Source organism: Ancylobacter dichloromethanicus (assembly GCF_018390645.1).
Classification (GTDB): domain Bacteria; phylum Pseudomonadota; class Alphaproteobacteria; order Rhizobiales; family Xanthobacteraceae; genus Ancylobacter; species Ancylobacter dichloromethanicus.
Genome location: NZ_JAHBGC010000005.1, coordinates 259,342 through 282,226 on the forward strand (window position 1 = coordinate 259,342; position 22,885 = coordinate 282,226).

The window sequence follows — 22,885 nt, forward strand, 5'->3', positions numbered from 1 at the left end:
GCCTCCGTTCAGCGATGCCCGGCATTGAGGCGGTGTTCCGCCTGGCCGAGCTGGATGAGATGAAGGGCGATGACGGCGACATGGCCGGCCAGCATGGCCGACATGCCCTGCACGTCGTGCGGCGGGCTGAGCGTGTTGATGTCGACGCCGACGAGGTCCAGCCCCTTGAGCCCGTGCAGCAGGTCGAACACTTCCGCCACCGGCGGCCCGCCCCAGGTCGGGGTGGCGACGCCCGGCGCGGCGGAGGGGTCGAAATAATCCATGTCGAAGGACAGGTGCACCGGCCGCGTGCCGACCACCTCGCGCACCTCGGCGGCGATCGCCTCCGGCCCGCGCTTGCGCACCTCCTCGCCGGGGATCAGCCGGTAGCCGAGCGCGCGGGTGTGGTCATAGGCGCCGGCCACCAGCATGGTGCCGCGCGCGCCGATGTGGAAGGAGCGCCGGGTGTCGATCAACCCTTCCTGCGCCGCGCGGGTGAAGGTGGTGCCGGTGTTCACGTCCTCGCCGGGATAGGCGTCGGTGTGGGCGTCGATATGGATGAGCACCAGCTCGGGATATCGCTTTGCCAAGGCGCGCAAAACCGGCAGCGTCACCGTGCCGTCGCCGCCGACGCAGAGCGGCACCGCGTCCGCCTTCACCACCTCGTGGATGGCCGCCTCCATGGCGGCGAGCGAGGGGCCGAGATCGGAGGCGACCACGTCGACATCGCCGAGATCGACCACCCTTCCGCCGGCGCGCGGGTCGACATCGGCCAGCGGCGGGTAGAACGGGCGCACCTCGCTCGACATCGCCCGAAACGCCGCCGGTCCCTGGCGCGAACCGATGCGGGTGGCGTGGGTGCCGCAATCGAAAGGCAGGCCGATGACGGCGATCTGCCCGGCGCTGGCCGAAGTGGCCTGGGGCACGCCGAGGAAGGTTCCCAGCCGCATTCGCGGGGCAGATTCCAAGTAGTCCGTCATGCATCGGCTCCAAGATAGAAAGACTTCACGCGCTCCGGGTCGATATTCGCGCCGCTGTCCTCGTGGACGATGCGGCCGAGGCGCATGATGTAGACATGGTCGGACAGGCGCATCGCCTCGACCGCATTCTGCTCGACCAGCAGCACCGTCATGCCCTGCCTGCGGATTTCAAGCACCGTATCGAGGATGAGGTCGATCATCTGCGGGGCGAGGCCCATGGTCGGCTCGTCCATGATGAGGAGGGACGGGCGCGACATCAGCCCCCGTGCGATCGCCAGCATCTGCTGCTCGCCGCCCGACAGCGTGCCGGCCATCTGCCCCATGCGCTCGCCGAGCCTGGGGAACAGCGCCACCATGCGCTCGACATCGCTGGCGACATCGACGGCGTCGCCGCGCGCATAGGCGCCGAGCACCAGGTTCTCGCGCACGCTCATGCCGGCGAAGACGCGGCGGCGCTCCGGCACATGGGCGATGCCGCGCGCCACCCGCAGCTCCGGCGCCAGCGTGGTGATGTCCTCGCCGGCGAAGGCGACCTTTCCCGCCGTGAGCGGCAGCAGGCCGGACAGCGCCATCAGCGTGGTGGTTTTCCCGGCCCCGTTGGAGCCGACCAGCGAGACGATGCGGCCCGGCTCCACATGGAGGCCGATGCCGTCGACGGCGCGGATGCGGCCATAGGAGACGGCCAGATTTTCAACCTTGAGCAGCGGCGGCGCGGCCTTATCCGGGTGACCGATGAGGCCGGTTGGGTGGACGATCGGTGCGATGGGGCTCTTGGGGCTCATGGGGGTCACCTCGCCCGGCCGAGATAGGCGGCCTGCACCGCCGGGTCGGCCAGCACCTCGTCCGGCGGGCCGTCGGCGAGGCGCCGGCCATAATCCAGCACGGTGAGATGGTCGCAGAGCCGGCGCACAATCTGCATGTCGTGCTCGATCAGCAGCACGGCGATGCCCTGCGCGCGGACCTGCCGCACCAGATCGGCGATCTCGCTTTTCTCCACCGCGTTCATGCCGGCCAGCGGCTCGTCGAGCAGCAGCAGCTTGGGCGCGGAAATCAGCGCGCGGGCGATCTCGACCCGGCGCTGGTGGCCATAGGAGAGGGTGGTGGCGACCCGGTCGGCCACCTCCGCCCCCAGCCCGACGAAGTCGAGCAGCTCATAGGCGCGCACGATCATCGCCCGCTCCGCCTCGCGCGCGGCGCGCCGGCCGAAGACGAGGGAGAGCGCATTGGCGGAAAAGCGCTGATGGGCGCCGACCAGCACGCTCTCCAGCACCGTCATGGCGCCAAACAGGCGGATGTTCTGGAAGGTGCGGGCGAGGCCGCGCCGGGCGAAGCGGTTGACGCCGAGTCCGCCGATCGCCTCGCCGTCGAACACGAGTTCGCCTTCGCTGGGGCGGATGAAACCGGTGAGCACGTTCAGCACCGTGGTCTTGCCGGCGCCGTTGGGGCCGATCAGCCCGTGGATGGCGTTGCGGCCGATGGCCATGTCGAGCCCGCCGACCGCCTCCAGCCCGCCGAAGCGCACCGTGATGGCGCGCGCTTCCAACAATGGCGTTGGGGAGGGTGCTCTCATGCGGCCTCCTTCGAGCGCGCGCCGGACATGGTGAGGGCGACGCGGGCGCTGGCGGCGAGGCCCTGCGGGCGGAACACCATGAGCACGACGAGCACGACGCCGAGCAGGGCGAAGCGGGTTTCCGGATAGGCCTGCACGAAGGGCAGATCGAGCGCCAGTTGCAGGAACACGATCCAGATCAGCGCGCCGACGAACGGCCCGACAAAGGTGCCGAGCCCGCCCAGCACCACCAGCATCAGCAGGAGGATGTTCTCGAACAGCGAGAAGTTCAGCGGGCTGATATATTGCTGGCTATGGGCGTAGAACACGCCGACAAAGCCGCCGACGAAGCCGCTGGCGGCATAGGCGTAGAGCTTGTAGCGGGCGGTGGGCACGCCCATCGCTTCCGCCGCCTCCTCATCCTCGCGGATCGCCACCCAGGCGCGCCCGACATAGGAGCGCACCAGCCGGGCGATGGCGAAGACGACCAGCACCGCCAGCGCCAGCGCGAAGAAGAACTGGGCGCGGGGCGAACCGAGCGCGATGCCGAACAGGTTCGGCGCCGGAATGCCGCGAATGCCCATCGGCCCGTTGGTCAGGTCCATCCAGTTGATGGCGACCACGCGCACGATCTCGCCGAAGCCCAGCGTCATGATGGCGAGATAGTCGCCGCGCAGCCGCAATGTGGGGGTGCCGAGGATCACCGCGAAGCCGGCGGCGACGAGGCCGGCGAGCGGCAAATTGAGATAGAGCAGCCACCAGATATCGGCCGGGGCGACGCCGAACTGGTCCTTCAGCAGCAGTACGAACAGGATCGAGGTGAGGTAGGAGCCGACCGCCCAGAAGGCGACGAAGCCGAGGTCGAGCAGGCCGGCAAAGCCGACGATGACGTTGAGCCCGCTCGCCAGCATGCCGTAGACCACCACCATGGTGAGGATGCGCAGCCAGTAGTCGGACGGCACCAGCGCGCCGAGGAGAAGCGCGAACGCCAGCAAGGCGAGCGCCGCGCGCGGGCCCCCGGCGGCCGCCCGCGCCAGCCACCCGTCGAACGTCGCAAAGGCCGCGCGCAGCCACACGGCGCCGAAGTCGGAGGCGCCGCCGAGCAGGCTGCCGCGCCCGGCGGAATTCAGCTCCGGCTTGCCGAGCAGGCCCTGCGGCCGCAGATAGAGCAGCCCGACCAGCAGCACGAAGCTGATCGCGTCCTTCCACGCCGTGCCGTTGGGCAGGTAGCCCGCGCCGAGCGCCTCGACCAGGCCGAGGATGAGCCCGCCGAGCGCGGCGCCGGGAATCGAGCCGATGCCGCCCAGCACGGCGGCGGTGAGCGCCTTCAGCCCGGGCAGGAAGCCCATGCCGGAATGGGCGAAGCCATAGGTCTGGGCATAGAGCAGCCCGGCCAATGCGGCGAAGCCCGAGCCGATGGCGAAGGCGGCGGCCACCACGCGGTTGACCGGGATGCCGACCAGCGTCGCCGCCATCTGGTCTTCCGCGCTGGCCCGCATCGCCCGGCCGAGCGAGGAGCGGGCGATGAACGCGGAGAGGCCGAGCATGGCGGCGAGCGCGGTCGCCATCACCACCAGGTCCATCACCGAGAGATAGATCGAATCGAACAGCACCACCGGCGGCAGGGTGGCGAGGTGGAATTCGGGAAAGCGCAGTTCCTCCGCGCCCCAGATGGTCTGGGCGAGGCTTTGCAGCACCACCGAGACGGCGATCGAGGTGATGAGCGGGGCGAGGCGCGGAGCGTTGCGCAGCGGGCGGTAGGCGATGCGGTCGACCAGCACGCCGAGCAGGGCGGTGAGCGCGATCGCCCCCGCCGCCGCGACCGGGAGCGAGAAGCCGGGCATCGGCACGGCGACGCCGATGAGCCGGACTTCGGGCAGCATCAGCGAGGCGGTGAGGAAGGCACCGAGCATGAACAGTTCGCCGAAGGCGAAATTCACCAGCCGCACCACGCCATAGACCAGGGTGAACGCCACCGCGGTGAGGGCGTAGATCGCCCCGAGCACCAGTCCGTTCGCCAGCAGCTGTCCGAAATAGTCCATCGCCTGCCTGCGTTTGCTTCCGGTCGTCCCGTGCGAGGACGGGCGCCGCGAACGGGGTCGGTGAGGGGGCAGGGCGGCAGCCGGGCTTGCCCCTCACCCCAGCCCTCTCCCCGGCGGGGAGAGGGAGACGTCCTGCGCCGGGCCGCGCGGTCGCCCGCTCAGGGCTGCTTGGGGGCGAGGCCGAACTTGCCGTCCTTGACCTCAAGGAAATACAGCGCGCCGGCGCGGTCGCCCGAGGCGTCGAAGGTGGTGGGGCCGGTGACGCCGGGCACGTCCTTGAGCCTGCCGAAGGCGGCATTGAGGCTCTCGCGGGTGACCGGGCCGTCCTTGGCGGCGAGATCGACCGCCGCGCCGAGCGCCATGCCGGCGTCATAGCCCAGCGCTGCCCAGGCGCTCGGGTCTTCCTTGTGCGCGGCCTTGTAGGCCGACAGGAACGCCTCCGTCGCCGGGGTGGCGACCGCCGGGTCGAACATGCCGTAGACGATCATGCCTTCCACCGCGCCGCGGCCGAGCTTCATCAGTTCGACATTGAGCGCGCCGTCGGTCGACAGGAGCTGCGCCTTGATGCCGAGGGCTCTCGCCTGCTCGGCGATCTTCGCCGCTTCGGTGTAGAAGCCGCCGATGAAGATGGCGTCCGGCCGGGCGGCGCGCACCTTGGTCAGGAGGGTGCGGAAATCCTTGGTGCCGAGCAGGTAGGATTCGGTGCCGAGAATGGTGGCGCCGTCCTTGGCGGCGGCGTCGGAGAACGCCTTGGCGACGCCGATGCCGTAATCGTCCTGCTGGTTCAGCACATAGATCTGCTTCAGCCCCAGCGTCTTGGCGGCATAGGCGCCCATCATGGCGCCCTGCACCGCATCGGTCAGCACGTTGCGGCGGAAATAGGGGCTGACATCGGACAGCGCCGGGCTGGTGACGGCGGAGGCCAGAACGGGGAGCTTGCACTCGTTGAACACCGGAATGGCGGCCAGCGCGATGGAGGAGAACGAATAGCCCATCACCACGTCGACATTCGTGTCGGAGCAGAAGCGCTGGGCGATCAGCACGCCCTCGCGGGCCTCGCCGCGGTCATCCACCGCGTCGATCGTGTAGGTGGTGCCGCCCTTCTTGTTCAGTTCCTCCACCGCAAGGTCGAGGCCCTTGCGCATGTTGAGGCCGAAGGCGGCGAAATCGCCGGAAAGCGCGGCGGTGAAGCCGATGGTGATCTCCTCCGCCCGCACCAGCGTGGGGGCGGCGAGAAGGCCGATGCCGAGCACGGCAGCGGCAAGGCGATGGATCGTCATGCGAAGTCTCCTCTGGAAGAAGATCGTGCGTTCAGCACGCTGCCTTGTGGTGCGGCCTTTGGCCTTGTCGTGTCGTATGCCGGGCAGGCGGCGGTCAGTGAAGTTCCACCGTCACCCAGGTCTCGAAGCAGTAATCGTCGGCCAGCGACATCACGCCGATGGAGGCGCGCCCGCCCACCCCGATCTCGGGGCCGAACACCTGTTCGAACAGGTCGGAAAGCCCGCTGGCCACCAGATGCGGCTGGGTAAAGGAGGGGTCGCAGGCGATGAAGTTGAGCGAGCGCACCAGCCCCTTCACCCGGTCGAGGTCGCCGACCGCGTCCCTGATGCAGCCGAGGCAATTGAGCGCGGTGAGCCGCGCCGCCTCATAGCCCTGCTCCACCGTGAGGTCGCGGCCGAGGCGGCCGGGGTAAAGCGCCTTGCCGGCGGCGTCGACGCCGGCGGTCTGGCCGGAAAGGAAGAGCAGCTTGTCGCTGAGATAATGCGGCTTCATCTTGCCGTAGAGCGTGCCGTAATAGCCCGCGCCGCCCCCCGCGCTGGGGAGGACGAGGCCGAGTTCCGCCGCGCGCCGTGTCGCCGAATGCGTCATCAAGGGCTCCTTCCCGCCGGCCGATCTCACCGCCTGATTTCCCTTCGGTTTCGCGCCGACGTCAAACAGGAAAACGGCGTGAATCCATAAGGCAAAGTTATAGTCCTGGCGATCGCCCCTCCCCGCCGGGCGGGTTGCGCGCCGCGCCCCTGCCGCCGGGGCGGGAAAACCTGCCGAACGGGAAGGCGCTGCCCGAACTTTGAGCGCCGCGCGGGGCGGATGGCGCCCGCTTCACCGTCCCGCCCTGCCGCGCCGCCCTCACCGCGTGGGCACAAGGTCCGGCGCCACCGTGCGGCGGAAGCGCTCCATGAAGGCGACGGAGATGCGCGCCGGCGGGCGGGTGCTGGGGCGGAACATGCCGAAGCGATACGGCACGAGCGGGCGGAACGGGATCGCCACCAGCCCCATCGCCTGGAAGAAGCGGGCGGTGGCGGGATCGACCAGCGTCACCGCGCCGAGCTGCTGCACCAGCACGCAGGCGGTGCCGAAGAACTCCACCTCCGCCACCACGTTCCAGTGCGCCTGCGCCTCGAAGAACGCCTCGGCGGCGGCGATGTGGGTGATGTGCTCGGGGAACAGGGTGACGAAGGGAACGGAATCGAGCTGCTCCGGCCCGACGCAGCGCTCTCCCGCCAGCGGATGGTCGGCCCGCATCACGCACATGCAGGCCACCTCGAACAGCTCCAGCGAGGCGACATGGATGTCGATCGGCAGTTCGGCGAAGCCCACGTCGAAGGCGCCGATGGTGCCGAGATCGCGCACCGCATAGGAGGAGCGGGTGATGAAGCGGGCGGTGGCGCCGGCATTCTCCTTCAGCACGTCGGCGATGATCGGCGGCAGCAGATAGGTGGCGAGCCCCGGCGGGCTGGCGATCAGCAGCGTCGCCGAGGACAGGCCCTTGAGGTTGCGCGAGACCGCCAGGGTGCGCTCCATCGCGTCCAGCGTGCGCACGATGGCGGCGAAGAAGGTCTCCGCCTCCGGCGTCGCCTCCAGCCGGCCATGGGCGCGGTGGAACAGCTTCAGCCCGATCTCGTCCTCCAGCCGGGCGATGAGGTTGCTGATCGCCGGCTGCGACTTGCCCAGCAGCACCGCGGCGGCGCTCATCGAGCCGTTCTCATAGACGGCGCGGAAGGCTTCGAGATGGCGGGTGTCCATCGGTCACGCACTCGGTGGGTTGAAGACGAGCCGCCGGGGAGGCCGCCGCGTCGGGCGCAGACTGCTGGCCCGGCCGGCACGATGCAAGCCGCGCCCGCGACGATACAGGCCACGCCCGCGACAGAGCACTGGAAAGCCCCGCCCGGATGGGGAATGATGGCTTCAGCACCATGTTCGCGCTGGCACGCGCCGGGCGCGGGGTCAGGCACGACGACGGGGCGTCCGCCCCGCGACTTCAGGCAGCAGCTTCCGATCTTCGCGCGCGGCACGGGCCGCACGCCCACCCTCTCGAACCGCCGACCGGGGAGTGTCATGCTCTATCTTCTCGCAGTGCTTATCGGCGTGATCGCCGGCCTGCGCGCCATGACGGCGCCGGCCGCCATCGCCTGGGCCGCCCATCTCGGCTGGATCGACATTTCCGGCTCGCCGCTGGCCTTCATGGGCCATGCCTGGACGCCGTGGATATTCACCGCGCTCGCCCTCGTCGAACTGGTGACCGACCAGCTTCCCTCCACGCCCTCGCGCACCGTGCCGATGCAGTTCGGCGCCCGCATTGTCAGCGGCGCGCTGTGCGGCGCCTGCCTCGGTGCGGGCGGGGGCGTCCTTCTGGCCGGTGCCGTGCTGGGCGCCATCGGCGCCGTCATCGGCACGCTCGGCGGAAGCCGGGCGCGGGGTCGCCTCGCCGGGTCGTTCGGCCACGACCGGCCCGCAGCGCTGATCGAGGACGTGGTCGCCATTGGCGGCGCGCTGCTCATCGTGGCGGTGCCGTGATGGCCCGCTCCTTCGACGCCATCGTCATCGGCGCCGGGCAGGCCGGCCCGTCCATGGCCGGCCGGCTGGTCGGCGCGGGCCTCAGCGTCGCGGTGATCGAGCGCCAGCATTTCGGCGGCACCTGCGTCAATACCGGCTGCAAGCCGACCAAGACGCTGGTCGCCAGCGCCTATGCCGCCCGCATGGCCCGGCGCGCGGCGGAATACGGTGTGGTGCTGAACGGGGCGCCGGGCATCGACATGAAGACCGTGCAGGCGCGCGCGGAGAAGATCATCCAGGACGGGCGGGCCGGCATCGAGAGCTGGCTCGGCGGCATGGAGGGCTGCACCGTGCTGCGCGGCCATGCCCGCTTCACCGGCCCGCACACGGTGGAGGTGGAGGGCGAGACGCTCACCGCGCCGCGCATCTTCATCAATGTCGGCGGGCGCGCCGCCGTGCCCGACATCCCCGGCCTCGCCGAGGTTCCGTACCTCACCAATAGCGACATGGTGGAGATGGCCACGCTGCCGGCGCATCTGGTGGTGATCGGCGGCTCCTATATCGGGCTCGAATTCGGGCAGATGTTCCGCCGCTTCGGCGCCCGCGTCACCGTTGTCGAGAAGAACCCGCGGCTGATCGCCCGCGAGGATGAGGACGTCTCGGCCGCCGTGCGGGAAATCCTCGAAGCCGAGGGCGTGGAGGTGCGCACCGGCGCCGAATGCCTGAGCTTCGCCCGGCAGGGCGCGGGCGTGGCGGTGCGGGTCGGCTGCGCCGAGGGGGCGCCGGAAATCGTCGGCTCGCACGTGTTGCTGGCCATCGGCCGGCGGCCGAACACCGACGATCTCGGGCTGGAGGCGGCCGGCATCGAAACCGATCCGCGCGGCTATATCGGCGTCGACGATCACCTGCAGACCAGCGTTCCCGGGGTCTATGCGCTGGGTGACTGCAACGGCCGGGGCGCCTTCACCCACACCGCCTATAATGATTTCGAGATCGTCGCCGCCAATCTGCTCGACGGGCAGGACTGGAAGGTGAGCGAGCGCATTGCCGGCTACGCCCTCTATACCGACCCGCCGCTCGGCCGGGTCGGCATGACCGAGGCGCAGGCCCGCGCTACCGGCCGCCCGCTGCTGATCGGCCTGCGGCCGATGACGCGGGTGGGGCGCGCGGTGGAGAAGGGCGAGACCCAGGGCTTCATGAAGGCGGTGGTGGACGCGCAGACCAAACGCATTCTCGGCGCCGCCATTTTGGGGACCGGTGGCGACGAGGCCATTCATGGCCTGCTCGACATCATGAACGCCGACGTGCCCTACACCGTGTTCCAGCGCGCCGTGCCGATCCACCCCACCGTGTCCGAGCTGATCCCGACCCTGCTGGCGGAGATGAAGCCGGCGGAGTGAGCCTCACCGGGTCCGGGAAGAGGCCCCGGACGGCTGCCGCACCAGCGCCCGCTCCACCTCGCCGAAGCCGAGATCGACGGTGACGGCGAACAGCGCCACCAGCACCGTGCCCTGCAGCACGAAGGCCGGGTTGTCGCCGGACAGCCCGTCGATGATCGGCGAGCCGAGGGTGAGCGCGCCGACGGTGGAGCCGATGGTGGCGGTGCCGATGCCGATGGTCACCGAGGTACGGATGCCGGCGAGGATGATGGGGGCGGCGAGCGGCAGCTCGATCCGCCACAGTCTGCCGCCGGGGGTGAAGCCGGCGCCGTCCGCCGCGTCGAGCACCGCGCCGGGCACGCTGCCCAGCCCGGCAAGCGCGCCCCCCATCACCGGCAGCACGCCATAGAGCACCAGGGCGAACACGGTCGGCAGCGCGCCATAGCCGAGGCTCGGCACGGCGAGGGCGAGCACCGCCACCGGGGGAAAGGTCTGGGCGACGGCGGACAGCATCTCCAGCGTCGCCGCATAGTCGCGCCCCGCCGGGCGGGTGGCGAAGACGGCGGCGGAAAGCCCGATCGCGATGGCCACGAGGCTGGCCGCCCCGGTCAGCAGCGCATGCGAGGCGACCAGCTCGGGAAAGCTCGCCCTGGTGTAGACGAGGCGCGCGCCCTCCGGGAACAGGAAGCCGAGATGCGGCGCCAGCGCGTGCATGCCGAAGGTCAGCGCCAGGAACACCGCGCCGACCCAGAAAACCGGGCGGCGCAACAGCCGGGATGCGCCATCTGCGGCCGGACCGGCGTTCATAGCCCGACCAGCTCGGCCAGTTCCAGCACGCCGCGCCGGCCATTGGCGGGGTTCACCACCGGCAGGCGCGAGGTGCCTTCCGCGATCATCCGCGCCAGCGCGGTCTCCAGCGAGGCGTCGGCATCGATCGGCTCGCCGCCGACCTGCGAGGGGTCGGTGAAGTTCGCCCGGTTGCCGACATTCAGCGCCTGCAGCAGGTGCAGGCCGAGCAGAGGCCCGCCGAAGAAGCGCGCCACCTGCTCGTTGGCGGGATGCGCCAGCACCGCGGCCGGCGTGCCGGTCTGCACCAGCCTGCCATGTTCGAGCACGGCGAGCGTGCCGCCGAGGCGGATCGCCTCCTCCACATCATGGGTGACGATGATGATGGTGGTGCCGGTGCGCTTCTGGATCGCGGCCAGGCTGTCCTGCAGGCTGCGGCGGGTCGGCGGGTCCACCGCGCCGAACGGCTCGTCCATCAGCAGCAGTTCCGGATCGGCCGCCAGCGCCCGCGCCACCCCGACGCGCTGCTGCTGGCCGCCGGAGAGTTCGTCCGGGTAGCGCCGCGCGTGCACGTCCGGCGCCAGCCCGACCAGGTCGAGCAGTTCCGCCACCCGCGCGGCGATCCGCGCCGCCGGCCAGCCGAGCAGCAGCGGCACGGTGGCGACGTTGCGCTCCACCGTCCAGTGCGGGAACAGGCCGACCGACTGGATGACGTAGCCCATGCGCCGGCGCAGCTCGACCGGGGCGATACCGGCAATGTCGACGCCGTCGAGCCGGATGCGGCCGCCATCCGGATCGAGCAGCCGGTTGACCAGCCGCAGCAGGGTCGACTTGCCCGAGCCGGAGGTGCCGACCAGCGCGCAGATGGTGCCGCGCTCCACCGCAAGCGTCACCTCGTCGACCGCCCTGGTACCGCCGAAGCTGCGGGTGACGCTCTCGAACTCGATCAACGCGCCGGCCTCCGGAACAGCAGGAAGGCCAGCCCGCGCAGGCCGATATCGGCGAGCAGCGCCAGCACGATGGCGGACAGCGCGCCGAGCAGGACGAGGTCCACCGCGGTCTGGCCGAGCCCCTGGAAGATGAAGGTGCCCAGCCCCCCGGCGCCGATCAGCGCCGCCAGCACGGCGAGGCCGATGAGCTGCACCAGCGTGATCCGCAGCGTCTGGAACAGGGTGGGCAGCGCCAGCGGCACCAGCGTGTGCCGCACGATCTGCGCCTCGGTCAGGCCCATGCCGCGCGCCGCCTCCACCACCGCGTTGGGCACCGAGGACAGGCCGGCATGCACGCCGCGCGCGACCGGCAGCAGGCCGTACAGCCCCAGCGCCAGGATCGCCGGAAACGGCCCGATGCCGGAAATGCCGAGCTGCCGCAGTCCGGGCAGCAACGCGGTCAGCGCGGTCAGCGGCCCGATCAGCAGCGCGAACAGCGCCAGCGAGGGAATGGTCTGCACGATGTCGAGCACGGCGAACACCGATCCGGCCCGGCGCGGCCGGCGATAGGCCATCAGCCCGATCGCCCCGCCGATGAGCAGGGCGAGCGCGAGGCCGGCGCCGGTGAGTTCGAGATGGCGCAGCAATTCGTGCAGATAGGCCTGGTGGCGCACCGCATATTCGCGGGCGAGGGAGAGCTGGGACAGCGTCCCGCCGGCCATCAGCAGCGCCATGCCGAGCCCGGTCGCGAGCACCGGAACCACCTTGCCGGGGAGGCTGCGCTCCCGCCCGACCGCGTCGGCCAGGATCAGCAGCCCCGCCGCCAGCAGCGTCCAGAAGCCGGCCCCGAGCGAGACCCGGGTCAGCCGGCCGGCATCCTCGGCATGGGCGGCGGCGGCGAGCCCGGCCAGCGCCATCGCGGCGATGACGAGGGCGCCGGCGGCAAGGCCGATCAGCGCCCAGCGAAAGCGGAAATCGCGCAGCCCGGCGAGCGTGGCGATGAGCGCGAGAAGCGTCAGCACGGCCGCCGGCGCGCCCGCGCCCTGCGCCTGCCACAGGGTGAGCGGCGCGCCCGAGAGCAGCCGGTTGGGCGCCACAACGATGAAGCCGCCGAAGGCCACGGCGGCGAGGGCGATGGCGGCGAGCAGCAGCGGCAGTGCATCAACCCGCCCGCCGGGCCGCGCGGCGGCCATGCGCGCCGTCCCGCCGGCCCGGGGCGCTGCCGGCCCGAGGCCGGCGGAAGCCCTCACCCGAGCAGCCCCTGCGCCCGCAGATAGCCCTCCGCCACCGAGCGGGCGTCGAGGCCTTCGAGCTGGACCTGCGCGTTCAGCCGCTGGAGCGTCTCCAGCGTGAGGCCGGCGAAGGCGGGGGCCAGCAGGCCGGCGATCTGCGGATAGGTGTCGAGCACCGCTTTGCGGATCACCGGCGCCGGCTGGTAGACCGGCTGCACGTGCTTGGTGTCTTCCATCACCTTCAGGCCGACCGCCGAGATGGCGCCGTCCGTGCCGTAGACCATGGCGGAATTGACCCCGGACGTGCCTTCGGCCGCCGCCTTGATGGTGGCGGCGGTGTCGCCGCCGGAGAGCACCAGCAGCTCGTCGCCGGAAAGCGTGAAGCCATAGGCGCTCTGGAACGCCGGCAGCGCCGCCGCGCTTTCCACGAACTCAGCCGAGGCGGCGAGCTTCACCGCGTCGTCCGCATTGGCCCAGCGGGCGAAATCCTCCAGCGTCGCCAGCTCGGCCTCGGCGGCCACGTCGCCGCGCACGGCGATGCCCCAGGTGTTGTCGGCTGGGGCCGGCGCCAGCCAGACGAGGCCGTTGGCGGCGTCGAGTTCCTTCGCCTTCGCATAGGCCTCGCCGGCGTTCTTCCACACCGGGTCGTCCGCCATGTTGAAGAAGAAGCCGGCATTGCCGGTATATTCGGGATAGAGGTCGATCTCGCCGGCCAGCAGCGCCGTGCGCACGATCTTGGTCGGGCCGAGCTGCAGCCGGCGCGTCACCGGGATGCCGGCATGCTCCAGCACCAGCGCGACGATGTTGCCGAGCACGGCGCCCTCGGTGTCGATCTTGGAGCTGACCACCACGCTCTCGGCGGCACGGGCCAGGGCGCCCGGCACAAGCGCGGCGACGGCGATTGAACCCAGCAAGCGGCGCCGGCTGATGACGATCATCGTGGAAACTCCCCGGATTTGACGGTGTCGCGATGCTGCCCCACAGAAGCGGCATACTAGCGCGATTGTTCCAATATCTGCCGCGCATGGAAAGCGGCTTTTGTCGCGGGCGAACGGCGCCTCGCTTTCGCCGCCGGAATCCGCCACGCACGGGGCCTTTCACTGGGGCCTTTCATTGCCGGGTTCCGACGTCCAGGCCGGGTGGCGGAAGGGCCGGCTCGCGCGCTAAGGTGGGGTGATTCGAGGATCTCATGGCAACCACACCCACCCGCCGCACCTTCGGCTCCGCCCGCGACGTGGCCGAAGCCGCCTTCAAGAGCGCCACCGCGCCAGCCCCCGCCATTCGGGAAACGCCGGCCGCGAAGGCCCCGGCGCTGCCGAACGCCAGGGAACTGGTGTCGATCCGGCTGGATCGCGACCTGCTGGAGCATTTCCAGGAGGGTGGGCCCGGCTGGCAGGACCGCATCAACGCGGCGCTGCGCAAGGCGGCCGGGCTGTAGCGGCGGGCGGCGGTATCGTCGACGGGGCGCTACCGGATCGAGGCCAGGCAAGGGTCCAGCGCGACGTGATGCGCGTCGAGCCGGCCATAGCCGCCGCCGAACACCACGACATCGCCGGGCTTGAGGTCGTTGGCGCTGTAGGTGATGCACATCACCTGCACCTGCGCGGGCTCGCACATCAGCAGATAGGCCATCACCCCGTCGGTGTGCACGCCGGTCAGGGTTCCCTCGATGCCGAGCGTGATCCGGTTGCCGGTGTTCGGCGCCCGGTCGGCCCAATGGGGCAGGGTCTCGCAGGTGGCCAGCGTCTCCGCATAGGCCTCGCCCGGCCGGAACGGCCCGGCGGGATCGCAGCAGTCTGGCTCGGCCGCCGGAGCGGGCGATATCGCCAGCAGCACCGCCGGAAGTGCGAGGAGAAAACGTGCCGCCATGCCATCGCCCATCGGTGTCATCGCCCATCGGTGCGCCGCCCGAGCCGGCGACGCGCATGGGCATAGACGGGCCCGCCGGCCGAACTGTGTCCGGCCGGTCGCCGGCGAGGCACCGCCCGCCCGCGACCGGCCGCGCGGTATCCGGCAGAAGGGCGGTCAGCCCTTCATTTTCTGCAGCGCCTGCGCGCAGCCGACCGACATTTCCTTGGTATGGGCCTTCAGGCATTTGATGATACGCCCGCCCCCCGGCTGGACGGCGGGGCAGAGCCGCGCGACGTCCGCCTTGCAGTATTTGGCGAGGTCGCTTTCCTGGGCCTTGGCCGGGCTACCGGCGGCGAGGGTCATGAGCAGCGGTATCGCCAGCAGCGGCATTGCCATGATGGTGGCGCGCATGGGGCTTTCCTCTTCCTTGGACAGTGGCGCCTTCCTTATACCCGCCGCCGGCCATCGGCCGAATGGCGAAGTTTGGCCGCTTCTGGAGCCCGTCCGGCGGAAGCCGGGTTACCGGACGGGCTCCGGGTGTTTGTTCCTGCGCATTTTCTTCACGCGAACCGGCACCCGCTTCGCTCGAAAATGCTCTGCACGCGGGAGGCTCAGTTCATCCACAGCCCGCCGGTGACGTTGATCGCCTGCCCGGTCATGTAGGCGGATTCCTCCGAGGCGAGGAAGGCGACGACGCGGGCGATGTCGTCCGGCCCGCCGACGCGGCCGAGCGGGATGAGGTGCTCGCGCTCCTTGGCGGTGGGCAGGCCCTGCTCGCGCGACAGCCGGTCGGCATCGTCGCGCATCCGGGTGCCGACGATCGAGCCCGGGCACACCGCGTTGACATTGATGCCGAGCGGCGCGACCTCGGCGGCCAGCGCCTGGGTGAACGCGATCACCGCCGCCTTGGAGGCGGAATAGGCGGCGTAGTTCGGCTTGCCGATCTTGCCGAACCACGAGGCGACGTTGACGATGCGCCCGGCGCGGCGCGCCACCATGTCCGGCAGCACCGCCTTGGCGACATGGAACACGCTGTCGGTGTTGATGGCGAATACCCGCCGCCAGGCTTCCGCGTCGATGTCCAGCACCTTGCCGACGGCGGTGATGGCGGCGTTGTTGACGGCGATGTCGATTGGCCCGAGCGCGGCCCTTATCCGATCCGCCGCCGCCGCCACCGCCGCGCCGTCGGCGACGTCGACCGCGAGCGCCAGCGCCCGGCGGCCGGCGGCTTCCACCATCGCCGCGGTCTCCTGCGCGCCGGCGAGGTCGAGGTCGAGAATGGCGACGTCGCAGCCTTCCTGCGCGAGGCGGGCGGCGATGCCGCGGCCGATGCCGACCGCTCCGCCGGTGACGAGGGCGATGCGCCCGTCGAGATTGTACATGGTGCTTCCCGCCTCATTGCGCGCCGTGGCTGTCGAGGCCCGGCAGATAGATGTCCTTGATGCGCGGATCGGCCGCCATCTTCGCCGCCGGTCCCGAGCATTGCAGCGCGCCGTGTTCCAGCGCGTAGACGAAATCGGCGACCTCGAAGGACAGGTCGATGTTCTGCTCGACCAGGATGATCGACACCCCGCTCTCGGCGAGCTTGAGCACGATCTCGAAGATCTGGTGGATGATGATCGGGGCGAGGCCGAGCGAGGGTTCGTCGAGCAGCAGCAGCTCCGGGCTGCCCATCAGCGCGCGGCCGATGGCGACCATCTGCTGCTGGCCGCCGGAGAGCCGCCCGGCCGACTGGTGGCGCCGCTCGCCGAGGATCGGGAACAGCGCGTAGACCTCATCGCGTAGCTCGGCGAAACTCTTGCCGCGGCCGGCGATGTAGCCGGTGATGAGGTTTTCCTCCACCGAGAGCTGGAACACCCGCCGCCCTTCCGGGCAATGGCCGATGCCGCGCCGGACCATCTGGTGCGGCTTGAGCCCGGCGACGTCCTCGCCCCGGAAGCGGATGGTGCCGCGCGTGGCGCGGTTCAGCCCGCTGATGGTGCGCAGCAGTGTGGTCTTGCCGGCGCCATTGGGGCCGATGAGGCAGACGATCTCGCCCGGCAGCACCTCAAGGCTGATGCCATGTAAGACCTTCACCCTCCCGTATCCGGACTCGATTGCGTCGACCGCGAGCAGCGGCCTCGATGTCCTTGATGGCTCCTGGCTGGCCAAGATACGCCTCCTGCACTTCGATGTTGGCCCGGATGTCGGCGGCGGTGCCCTGCGCCAGCACCTGCCCGCGATTCATCACCACGATGGTGTCGGAGATCGACATGATTAGCTTCATGTCGTGCTCGATCAGCACCATGGCGAGGTCGGGCGCGCGCAGGGCGAGGATGTGCTGCTTGAGCAGTTCGGTCTCGCCATGGTTGAGCCCGGCGGCCGGCTCGTCGAGCAGCAGCACGCGCGGGCCGCCGACGATGGCGCGGGCCAGCTCCACCAGCTTCTGCTGGCCATAGGCGAGGCTGCCCGCCTGCCGCTCGGCATAGGGGGCGAGGCCGAGGCGGGCGAGCACGTCGTGGCAGCGCGCGCGCCGCTCTTCCGCCGCCGCGCGGGGGGTGAGGCCGAACGTGTCGGCGACCAGCCGGCCGACCCTGGGCGGCACCAGCGCCACTTCGAGGTTCTTGACGACGCTCATGCCGTCGAACAGGCGGATGTTCTGGTAGGTCCGCGCCAGCCCGGCATGGGCGATGCGGTGCTTGGGCAGCCTTTGCAGTTCGACCCCGTCGACCAGGATGCGCCCGGAACTGACGCCGTAGGAGCCGGCCGCCATGTTGACGAGGGTCGACTTGCCGGCCCCGTTCGGCCCGATCACCGCGGTGATGATGCCGGGCCGGACCTCGAACGAGACGTCGTCGATCGCCTTCAGTGCCCCGAACTGCTTGGTGACGTGCTCGAAGGTCAGCATTTGCCGCCTCCCAGCCGGCGCATCAGCCAGCTCGGGCCGAACGGACGGCTGATGATGCCGCGCGGGCGGGCGAGGATGATGATGACCAGCGCCATCCCGTAGAGCAGCAGCCGGTAGTCGGCATAGGCGCGCAAGAGTTCCGGGATCAGGATCAGCAGCGTCGCGCCGAGCAGCGCCCCGAACGGGTTGCCGAGGCCGCCGATCACGATCACCAGCACGATGATGAGCGATTCCCAGAAGGTGAAGCTCTCCGGGCTGACGAAACGCTGCATGGCGGCGAACACCACGCCGCAGCCCCCGCCCACGAAGGCGCTGAGCGCGAAGGCGACCAGCTTGACCCGCGTGGTGTCGATGCCGCAGCCGCGCGCCGCGTCCTGGTCCTCGCGCACGGCGGACAGCGCGGTGCCGAGCGCGCTCTCCTGGATGCGCCAGACGAACAGGAACACCACCACCAGCATCGCCACCAGCAGGTAGAGGAAGTCCTGCGGGGTGCTCAGCGTCCAGCCGAACAGATGCGCCTCGTCGATGCGGGCGATGCCCTGCGGGCCGTTGGTCACCCCGTCGAGATTGTTCATCAAGACGCGGATGATCTCGCCGAAGCCGAGCGTGACGATGGCGAGGTAGTCGCCGCGCAGCCGCAGCACCGGAATGCCGAGCAGGATGCCGGCGACGCCCGCGAGGCTGGCGCCGATCAGCAGCACCAGCGCGAAGGGCAGGTGGATGTCGAACTGGCCGGAGGCCAGCAGCGCCCAGGAATAGGCGCCGATGGCGTAGAAGGCGACATAGCCGAGGTCGAGCAGCCCGGCATAGCCGACGATGATATTCAGCCCCAGTCCCAGGATGGCGTAGAGCAGGATCATGTCGAGGATGCGCAGCGGATAGGCTGGCAGGAACTGGCCGGCAACCAGCGCCAGCACCGGTACCAGCGCCATCGCCAGCGCGCCCGGCCAGACCCTGGTCGTGCGGGGAGGGGCGAGGGCCTGCGCGCCCGCCGCCGCTCCGCCTGTCTGCGGAGGGTCAGAAGTCACTCTTGTACACCCTGGTTTCTTCGCTGACATGCTCGCCGAGCAGGCCGGCGGGACGGAACAGCAGGATCAGGACGAGGACGGAGAAGGCGAAGATGTCGCGATATTCGGTGCCGATGACGCCGCCGGTCAGCACCGGCATCCAGGCGGTGCCGAAGGTCTCGATGGCACCGAGCAGGAAGCCGCCGAGCACCGCCCCGGGGATCGAGCCGATGCCGCCGAGAATGGCGGCGGTGAACGCCTTCATGCCGATGACGAAGCCCATGGTGAAGGTCGCCACGCCGTAGAAGGAGGAATAGAGGATGCCGGCGACGGCGCCGAGGCCGGGGCCGATGAAGAAGATCAGCGAGATCGCCATGTTCGGGTTGATGCCGACCAGCGAGGCGGTCTCGGCGTTCTCGGCCACGGCGCGGATGCGCACGCCCAGATTGGTGCGGTTCACGAACAGTTCGAGCCCGACCATCAGCACCACGGCGACCACGAAGATGGTGATCTGCTTGTAGCTGACGATGGCGCCGTAGAGGTCGATCACTCCCGAGGGCAGGAAGGAGGGGTAGATCATCGGCCGGCGGCCGCCGATCAGCATCACCGCGTTCTGGATCACCACCGCCATGCCGAGGGCGGAGAGCATCGGCGCGAGGCGGGAGGTGCCGCGCAGCGGGCGGTAGGCGACGATCTCGACGCTGACGCCGGCGAGGCCGACCAGCACGAAGGTGATCAGCCCCACCAGCAGCCCGCCGGTGGGGTGGCCGGCAATGCCCAGCGCGCCGGCGAGGCCGAGGCCGATGAAGGCGCCGGCGGTGAACAGCTCGCTATGGGCGAAGTTGATGAGGCGCAGCACGCCGTAGACCATCGTGTAGCCGAGCGCGATGAGCGCGTAGATCGACCCGACGGTAAGCGCATTGATCGCCTGCTGGAGAATGAGCGCGCCCATGTCAGCCTTTCGCTCCGATGCCTGCGGTGGCGGGCGGGAAGAGGTTCGTGGAAAGGGGTCCGGCGCGGCGCGCGGGGGCGCGGCGGCGCCGGACCAGGCGGCTTCACCACGGGAGGGGACCGTGCAATGAAGCAAACGCCATGCGGGAGGCCGGCGCGCCCTACTGGACGAGGCCGAACGTGCCGTCCTTGACCGCGTAGAGGAACAGGAAGGGCTTCTTCAGCTCGCCTTCGGGCGTGAAGGCGACGTGGCCGACCAGGCCGTCAAAGTCGCTCTTGGCGATCTCGGCGGCGATGCCGGCGCGGGTGAGCGGGGTCGGCGCCTTCTTCATCGCCTCGATGATGATGGTGGCCTCGACATAGCCATAGGCCGAGTAGGGGCCGGGGGCCTCGCCGAACGCGGCCTTGTAGTCGGCCGCGAACTTCTGCAGGGCGGGCGAGGAATCGTAGGGCGGGGCCTGGAACGAGACCACCGTGCCTTCGGAGGCGGGGCCGGCGCCGGCGATGAAGTCCGGGGTGAAGGCGCTGTCGGCGGCGAAGAAGGTCGCCTTGATGCCGAGCTCGCGGGCCTGCTTCACGAACAGGCCGACCGCCGGCATGACGCCGCCGAAATAGACCACGTCCGGGTTTTCGGCGCGGATCGAGGACAGCAGGGCGCTGAAATCGACATCGGTCTGGGCGATGCCGGAGAAGGAGGTGACGGTGCCGCCGCCCTTGGTGAAGTTCTCGCGGAACACCTCGGCGACGCCCTGGCCGAAGGCCTGCTTGTCGTGGACCACGGCGGCCTTCTTGGCGCCGAGCTTGGTGAGCGCGTATTCCGCCGGGGCCGCGCCCTGCGACAGGTCGTTGGCGATCGGCCGGAACAGGTTCTTGTAGCCGGCCTGGGTCACCTTCGGGTTGGAGGCGTTGGTCACCTGCGGCATGCCGCAGCGGTTGTAGACGTCCGAGGACGGGATGGTCACGCCGCTGTTGAAATTGGCGACCACGGCCAGCATGCCGGTGTCGTCGCAGTGCTTCTGGGCGATCAGCGTGCCCTGCTTGGGGTCGCCGCCATCGTCGTCGCGCACCAGCACCAGCTTCTGGCCCTGAACGCCGCCCGCCTCATTGGCCTGGCGCACGGCGAGTTCCATGCCGTTCTGCCAGGTGGTGCCGAACAGTGCCTCGGCATTGGTGGTCGGCCCCGCCGTGCCGATCAGGATGTCGGCGCGGGCCGCTCCCGTCAGCGCGGCCATGGCAACGGCAGCGTAGAGTATGCTCTTGATACGCATGTCAGTTCCCTTCTCTCTGGGGTCCTTTGCGGACCGTTGCTTCAGGGTGCCAACACGCGCCGGCAGCCTGGTCTTCAAGCGATGTCACGCGCCTTCCCGAGCCGGCCTTCGGCCAGCGACGCGATGAGGTTGCGCGAGACGCGCTGGATGTGCGCCCGCAGCGTGTCGACGCCCCGGCGGATGTCGCCGAGCCGGGCGAAGGCGATCAGCGCGCGGTGGTCGGAAAGCTCGCGCTCGACGTCTTCGGCCACCGCGATCTGCAAATTGACGTAGCGGTTGGCGTTGTCGTGCACGGTGCGCAGCAGCTTGAGCGCGATCAGGTGGCCGCTGGGGCGGTACAGCGCCTCGTGGAAGCGCCAGTTCAGCTCGCCCCAGTTCTCCACGCTGCCGCTCGCCATGGCCTCGTCGGTGACCGCCTCGGCCAGGGTGAAATCCTGTTCCGTCAGGCGCGGAATGGCGGTCTCGAACAGCCAGGTCTCCATGCGGGCACGGATCTCGAACAGTTCCTCGATCTCCTCCAGCGACAGCGAGGACACCACCGTGCCCTTGTGCAGTTCCGACACCACGAGGCCCTCGGCCTCCAGCTGGCGGATCGCCTCGCGCAGCGGGACGCGGGAAACCCCCAGCTCGGCGGCCAGCTTCTCCTGGCGCAGCGGCGCGCCCTCGGGCAGCTGGCCGTTGATGATCTGGCGCCGCAGCTCGGTGACGATCTGGTCCGTCAACGACTGGCGTCCGATTTTCACTGCCATTCCATTCGCTCCATATTGAATACGATATTCAATTGACGTGGATCAACAAGGCCATTTATTAGGCAATAATGGCCGATATTCTGCCTATTTTTTCATCTTTTATTCCCATTTTTCTGCGCCTACGCTGAATATTGTATTCAATTCCTCACGGCAGAGCGGAGCAGGCCCATGACGGATCAAGCGGGCGCGACGGCCCCGGAGGGCGCCACCGCCCATCTCGGCGAGGTTCTGGTGAAGCAGCCGGGCGAGGCCATCAGCTATTGGCAGCCGGTGCCGGCCAACGGCCATATCGACGTGATCTTTTCCCCCGATATGGTGCCGATGGAGTTTCCCATCGGCTTTGGAACCCAGACCGTGCCGCCGGGCGGCTATGTGCGCGAGCATGCCCATGACCGCAACGAGGAAGTCATCTTCGTGATCCGTGGCAAGGGCCGTGCCGTGGTCGAGGGCGTGAGCCACGCCATGCAGCCGGGCTCCGCCTTCTTCATCGGCCGCAACCGCCGGCACATGTTCATCAACGAGGGCACCGAGGACATCCTGTGGACCTGGCTGATCGTGCCGAACGGGCTGGAGGACTTCTTCCGCCTGATCGGCCGTCCCCGCCAGCCCGGCGAGCCGGCGCCGGAGCCGTTCCCGCGGCCGGAGAACGTGCTGCAGATCGAGCGCGACACCGTGTTCGCGGCGCCCCCGTCCGACCCGCGCCAGCCCTGAGCCGGCGCGCCGCCGGCCCGCGCGTTCGTGCCCAACCCGACCATCGAGGAATTCATGCGTCTCAAAGACAAGGTCGCCATCATCACGGGTTCCGCCGCCGGCATCGGTGAGGCGGCGGCCGAATTGTTCGTGCGGGAAGGTGCCCGCGTCCTGCTGGCGGACCGCAACGGCGAGGGGGCCGCGCAGGTCGCCGACCGCCTCGGCCCCAACGCCGTCGCCCTGGCGGTCGACGTCAGCCGGAGCGACGAGGTCAAGCGCATGGTCGACAGCGCGGTGGAGCGCTTCGGCCGCCTCGACATCCTCGCCAACAACGCTGGCTACGGCATCCCCGGCACGGTTGTAAATACCGAGGAAGCCGACTGGGATGCGCTGATGGCGGTCAATCTCAAGGGCGTGTTCCTGTGCTGCAAGCACGCGATCCCGGTGATGGCCGCGCAGGGCGGCGGCGCCATCGTCAACACCGCCTCCAATGTCGCCACCGTCGGCATCTTCGACCGCGCCGCCTATGTCGCCTCCAAGGGCGGCGTGGCGGCGCTGACCAAGGCGATGGCGCTCGACCATGCCGAGCAGAATATCCGGGTGAACTGCGTCGCGCCGGGCGTCACCTGGTCGAGCTATTTCGACAAGATGGTCGCCGGCCATCCCGACCCGGAAACCTTCAAGGCCAAGCTCAAGGCGCGCTCGCCGATCAACCGCTGGGCGCAGCCGGTGGAGATCGCCAGCGCCATCCTCTGGCTGGCCTCGGACGAAGCCTCCTTCGCCACCGGTGCCATGTTCACCGTCGATGGCGGCATGTCGGCCTGGTGAGGTG

25 protein-coding genes are annotated in these 22,885 nt (G+C 69.8%); 5 read left to right on the forward strand and 20 right to left on the reverse strand.

Annotation, left to right across the window (positions count from 1 at the left end; translation table 11 throughout):
- Positions 1–8 precede the first annotated feature (8 nt).
- The 7 genes from KHC23_RS03670 to KHC23_RS03700 all read right to left on the reverse strand — a co-directional run bounded on the left by KHC23_RS03670 (position 9) and on the right by KHC23_RS03700 (position 7,574).
- A complete protein-coding gene (locus KHC23_RS03670; protein ID WP_213369628.1) occupies positions 9–929 on the reverse strand; it encodes an arginase family protein in 921 nt (306 codons plus the stop codon).
- 26 nt (positions 930–955) lie between these two features.
- Positions 956–1,663, reverse strand: coding sequence for an ABC transporter ATP-binding protein (locus tag KHC23_RS03675; RefSeq protein ID WP_213369776.1), 708 nt, complete (start codon positions 1,661–1,663; stop codon positions 956–958).
- Positions 1,664–1,746: 83 nt separating this feature from the next.
- Positions 1,747–2,529, reverse strand: coding sequence for an ABC transporter ATP-binding protein (locus tag KHC23_RS03680; protein ID WP_213369629.1), 783 nt, complete (start codon positions 2,527–2,529; stop codon positions 1,747–1,749).
- Positions 2,526–4,550, reverse strand: a complete 2,025-nt coding sequence (locus KHC23_RS03685; RefSeq protein ID WP_213369631.1) for an ABC transporter permease — start codon at positions 4,548–4,550, stop codon at positions 2,526–2,528. The genes KHC23_RS03680 and KHC23_RS03685 overlap by 4 nt, the downstream gene beginning before the upstream one ends.
- A 158-nt stretch (positions 4,551–4,708) precedes the next feature.
- Positions 4,709–5,830 (reverse strand): ABC transporter substrate-binding protein, encoded by a 1,122-nt coding sequence (locus KHC23_RS03690; protein ID WP_213369633.1) that lies wholly within the window; start codon positions 5,828–5,830, stop codon positions 4,709–4,711.
- A 94-nt stretch (positions 5,831–5,924) separates the two neighbouring features.
- Positions 5,925–6,419, reverse strand: a complete 495-nt coding sequence (locus KHC23_RS03695; RefSeq protein ID WP_213369635.1) for a RidA family protein — start codon at positions 6,417–6,419, stop codon at positions 5,925–5,927.
- A 258-nt stretch (positions 6,420–6,677) separates the two neighbouring features.
- Positions 6,678–7,574 (reverse strand): LysR family transcriptional regulator, encoded by an 897-nt coding sequence (locus KHC23_RS03700; RefSeq protein WP_213369637.1) that lies wholly within the window; start codon positions 7,572–7,574, stop codon positions 6,678–6,680.
- Between the two features lie 312 nt (positions 7,575–7,886).
- Between KHC23_RS03700 and KHC23_RS03705 the strand changes: the two genes are divergently transcribed.
- The gene (locus tag KHC23_RS03705; protein ID WP_213369639.1) at positions 7,887–8,345 is read left to right on the forward strand and encodes a DUF4126 family protein; all 459 of its coding nucleotides are present in this window, start codon (positions 7,887–7,889) and stop codon (positions 8,343–8,345) included.
- Entirely contained in the window at positions 8,345–9,724 is a 1,380-nt protein-coding gene (locus KHC23_RS03710) for an FAD-containing oxidoreductase (RefSeq protein ID WP_213369641.1), read from the forward strand. Before KHC23_RS03705 ends, KHC23_RS03710 begins: the two co-directional genes overlap by 1 nt.
- Positions 9,725–9,727: 3 nt before the next feature.
- Here the strand turns inward: KHC23_RS03710 and KHC23_RS03715 are convergent, their stop codons facing one another.
- Genes KHC23_RS03715 through osmF form a run of 4 tightly spaced genes read right to left on the reverse strand, consistent with a single transcriptional unit; the run spans position 9,728 to position 13,588 of the window.
- On the reverse strand, positions 9,728–10,471 hold the full coding sequence (locus tag KHC23_RS03715) for an ABC transporter permease (RefSeq protein WP_246544117.1): 744 nt from the start codon (positions 10,469–10,471) through the stop codon (positions 9,728–9,730).
- Positions 10,472–10,506: 35 nt separating this feature from the next.
- The gene (locus tag KHC23_RS03720; RefSeq protein WP_213369645.1) at positions 10,507–11,439 is read right to left on the reverse strand and encodes an ABC transporter ATP-binding protein; all 933 of its coding nucleotides are present in this window, start codon (positions 11,437–11,439) and stop codon (positions 10,507–10,509) included.
- Complete coding sequence (locus KHC23_RS03725) at positions 11,436–12,611, reverse strand: ABC transporter permease (RefSeq protein WP_213369647.1); 1,176 nt, start codon at positions 12,609–12,611, stop codon at positions 11,436–11,438. The genes KHC23_RS03720 and KHC23_RS03725 overlap by 4 nt, the downstream gene beginning before the upstream one ends.
- Before the next feature lie 53 nt (positions 12,612–12,664).
- Positions 12,665–13,588: a glycine betaine ABC transporter substrate-binding protein OsmF gene (osmF, locus tag KHC23_RS03730; protein ID WP_213369649.1), complete on the reverse strand. Its 924-nt coding sequence runs from the start codon at positions 13,586–13,588 to the stop codon at positions 12,665–12,667.
- A gap of 251 nt (positions 13,589–13,839) precedes the next feature.
- On the opposite strand from osmF, the gene KHC23_RS03735 reads away from it, so the two are divergent.
- A complete protein-coding gene (locus KHC23_RS03735; protein WP_213369651.1) occupies positions 13,840–14,088 on the forward strand; it encodes a BrnA antitoxin family protein in 249 nt (82 codons plus the stop codon).
- A 29-nt stretch (positions 14,089–14,117) separates the two neighbouring features.
- Here KHC23_RS03735 and KHC23_RS03740 read toward each other — a convergent pair whose 3' ends face one another.
- From KHC23_RS03740 to KHC23_RS03780, 9 genes are all read right to left on the reverse strand, one after another.
- On the reverse strand, positions 14,118–14,519 hold the full coding sequence (locus KHC23_RS03740) for a hypothetical protein (RefSeq protein ID WP_213369653.1): 402 nt from the start codon (positions 14,517–14,519) through the stop codon (positions 14,118–14,120).
- A 156-nt stretch (positions 14,520–14,675) separates the two neighbouring features.
- Entirely contained in the window at positions 14,676–14,912 is a 237-nt protein-coding gene (locus KHC23_RS03745) for a cysteine rich repeat-containing protein (protein WP_213369655.1), read from the reverse strand.
- Positions 14,913–15,112: 200 nt separating this feature from the next.
- Entirely contained in the window at positions 15,113–15,883 is a 771-nt protein-coding gene (locus tag KHC23_RS03750; RefSeq protein WP_213369657.1) for an SDR family NAD(P)-dependent oxidoreductase, read from the reverse strand.
- 13 nt (positions 15,884–15,896) lie between these two features.
- Positions 15,897–16,577 (reverse strand): ABC transporter ATP-binding protein, encoded by a 681-nt coding sequence (locus KHC23_RS03755; RefSeq protein WP_271188643.1) that lies wholly within the window; start codon positions 16,575–16,577, stop codon positions 15,897–15,899.
- Complete coding sequence (locus KHC23_RS03760; RefSeq protein WP_213369659.1) at positions 16,549–17,388, reverse strand: ABC transporter ATP-binding protein; 840 nt, start codon at positions 17,386–17,388, stop codon at positions 16,549–16,551. Before KHC23_RS03760 ends, KHC23_RS03755 begins: the two co-directional genes overlap by 29 nt.
- Positions 17,382–18,416, reverse strand: a complete 1,035-nt coding sequence (locus tag KHC23_RS03765) for a branched-chain amino acid ABC transporter permease (protein WP_271188644.1) — start codon at positions 18,414–18,416, stop codon at positions 17,382–17,384. The genes KHC23_RS03760 and KHC23_RS03765 overlap by 7 nt, the downstream gene beginning before the upstream one ends.
- Positions 18,406–19,347, reverse strand: a complete 942-nt coding sequence (locus KHC23_RS03770; RefSeq protein WP_213369661.1) for a branched-chain amino acid ABC transporter permease — start codon at positions 19,345–19,347, stop codon at positions 18,406–18,408. Before KHC23_RS03770 ends, KHC23_RS03765 begins: the two co-directional genes overlap by 11 nt.
- 160 nt (positions 19,348–19,507) lie before the next feature.
- A complete protein-coding gene (locus KHC23_RS03775) occupies positions 19,508–20,614 on the reverse strand; it encodes a branched-chain amino acid ABC transporter substrate-binding protein (RefSeq protein ID WP_213369663.1) in 1,107 nt (368 codons plus the stop codon).
- Between the two features lie 74 nt (positions 20,615–20,688).
- Positions 20,689–21,363 carry a GntR family transcriptional regulator gene (locus KHC23_RS03780; protein WP_213369665.1) on the reverse strand — a complete coding sequence of 225 codons (675 nt, stop codon included), beginning with the start codon at positions 21,361–21,363 and terminating at the stop codon, positions 20,689–20,691.
- 168 nt (positions 21,364–21,531) lie between these two features.
- Between KHC23_RS03780 and KHC23_RS03785 the strand changes: the two genes are divergently transcribed.
- Together KHC23_RS03785 and KHC23_RS03790 are read left to right on the forward strand one after the other, a co-directional pair.
- Positions 21,532–22,074 (forward strand): cupin domain-containing protein, encoded by a 543-nt coding sequence (locus KHC23_RS03785; RefSeq protein ID WP_213369666.1) that lies wholly within the window; start codon positions 21,532–21,534, stop codon positions 22,072–22,074.
- 54 nt (positions 22,075–22,128) lie between these two features.
- Positions 22,129–22,881, forward strand: a complete 753-nt coding sequence (locus KHC23_RS03790; RefSeq protein ID WP_213369668.1) for an SDR family oxidoreductase — start codon at positions 22,129–22,131, stop codon at positions 22,879–22,881.
- Positions 22,882–22,885: the final 4 nt, after the last annotated feature.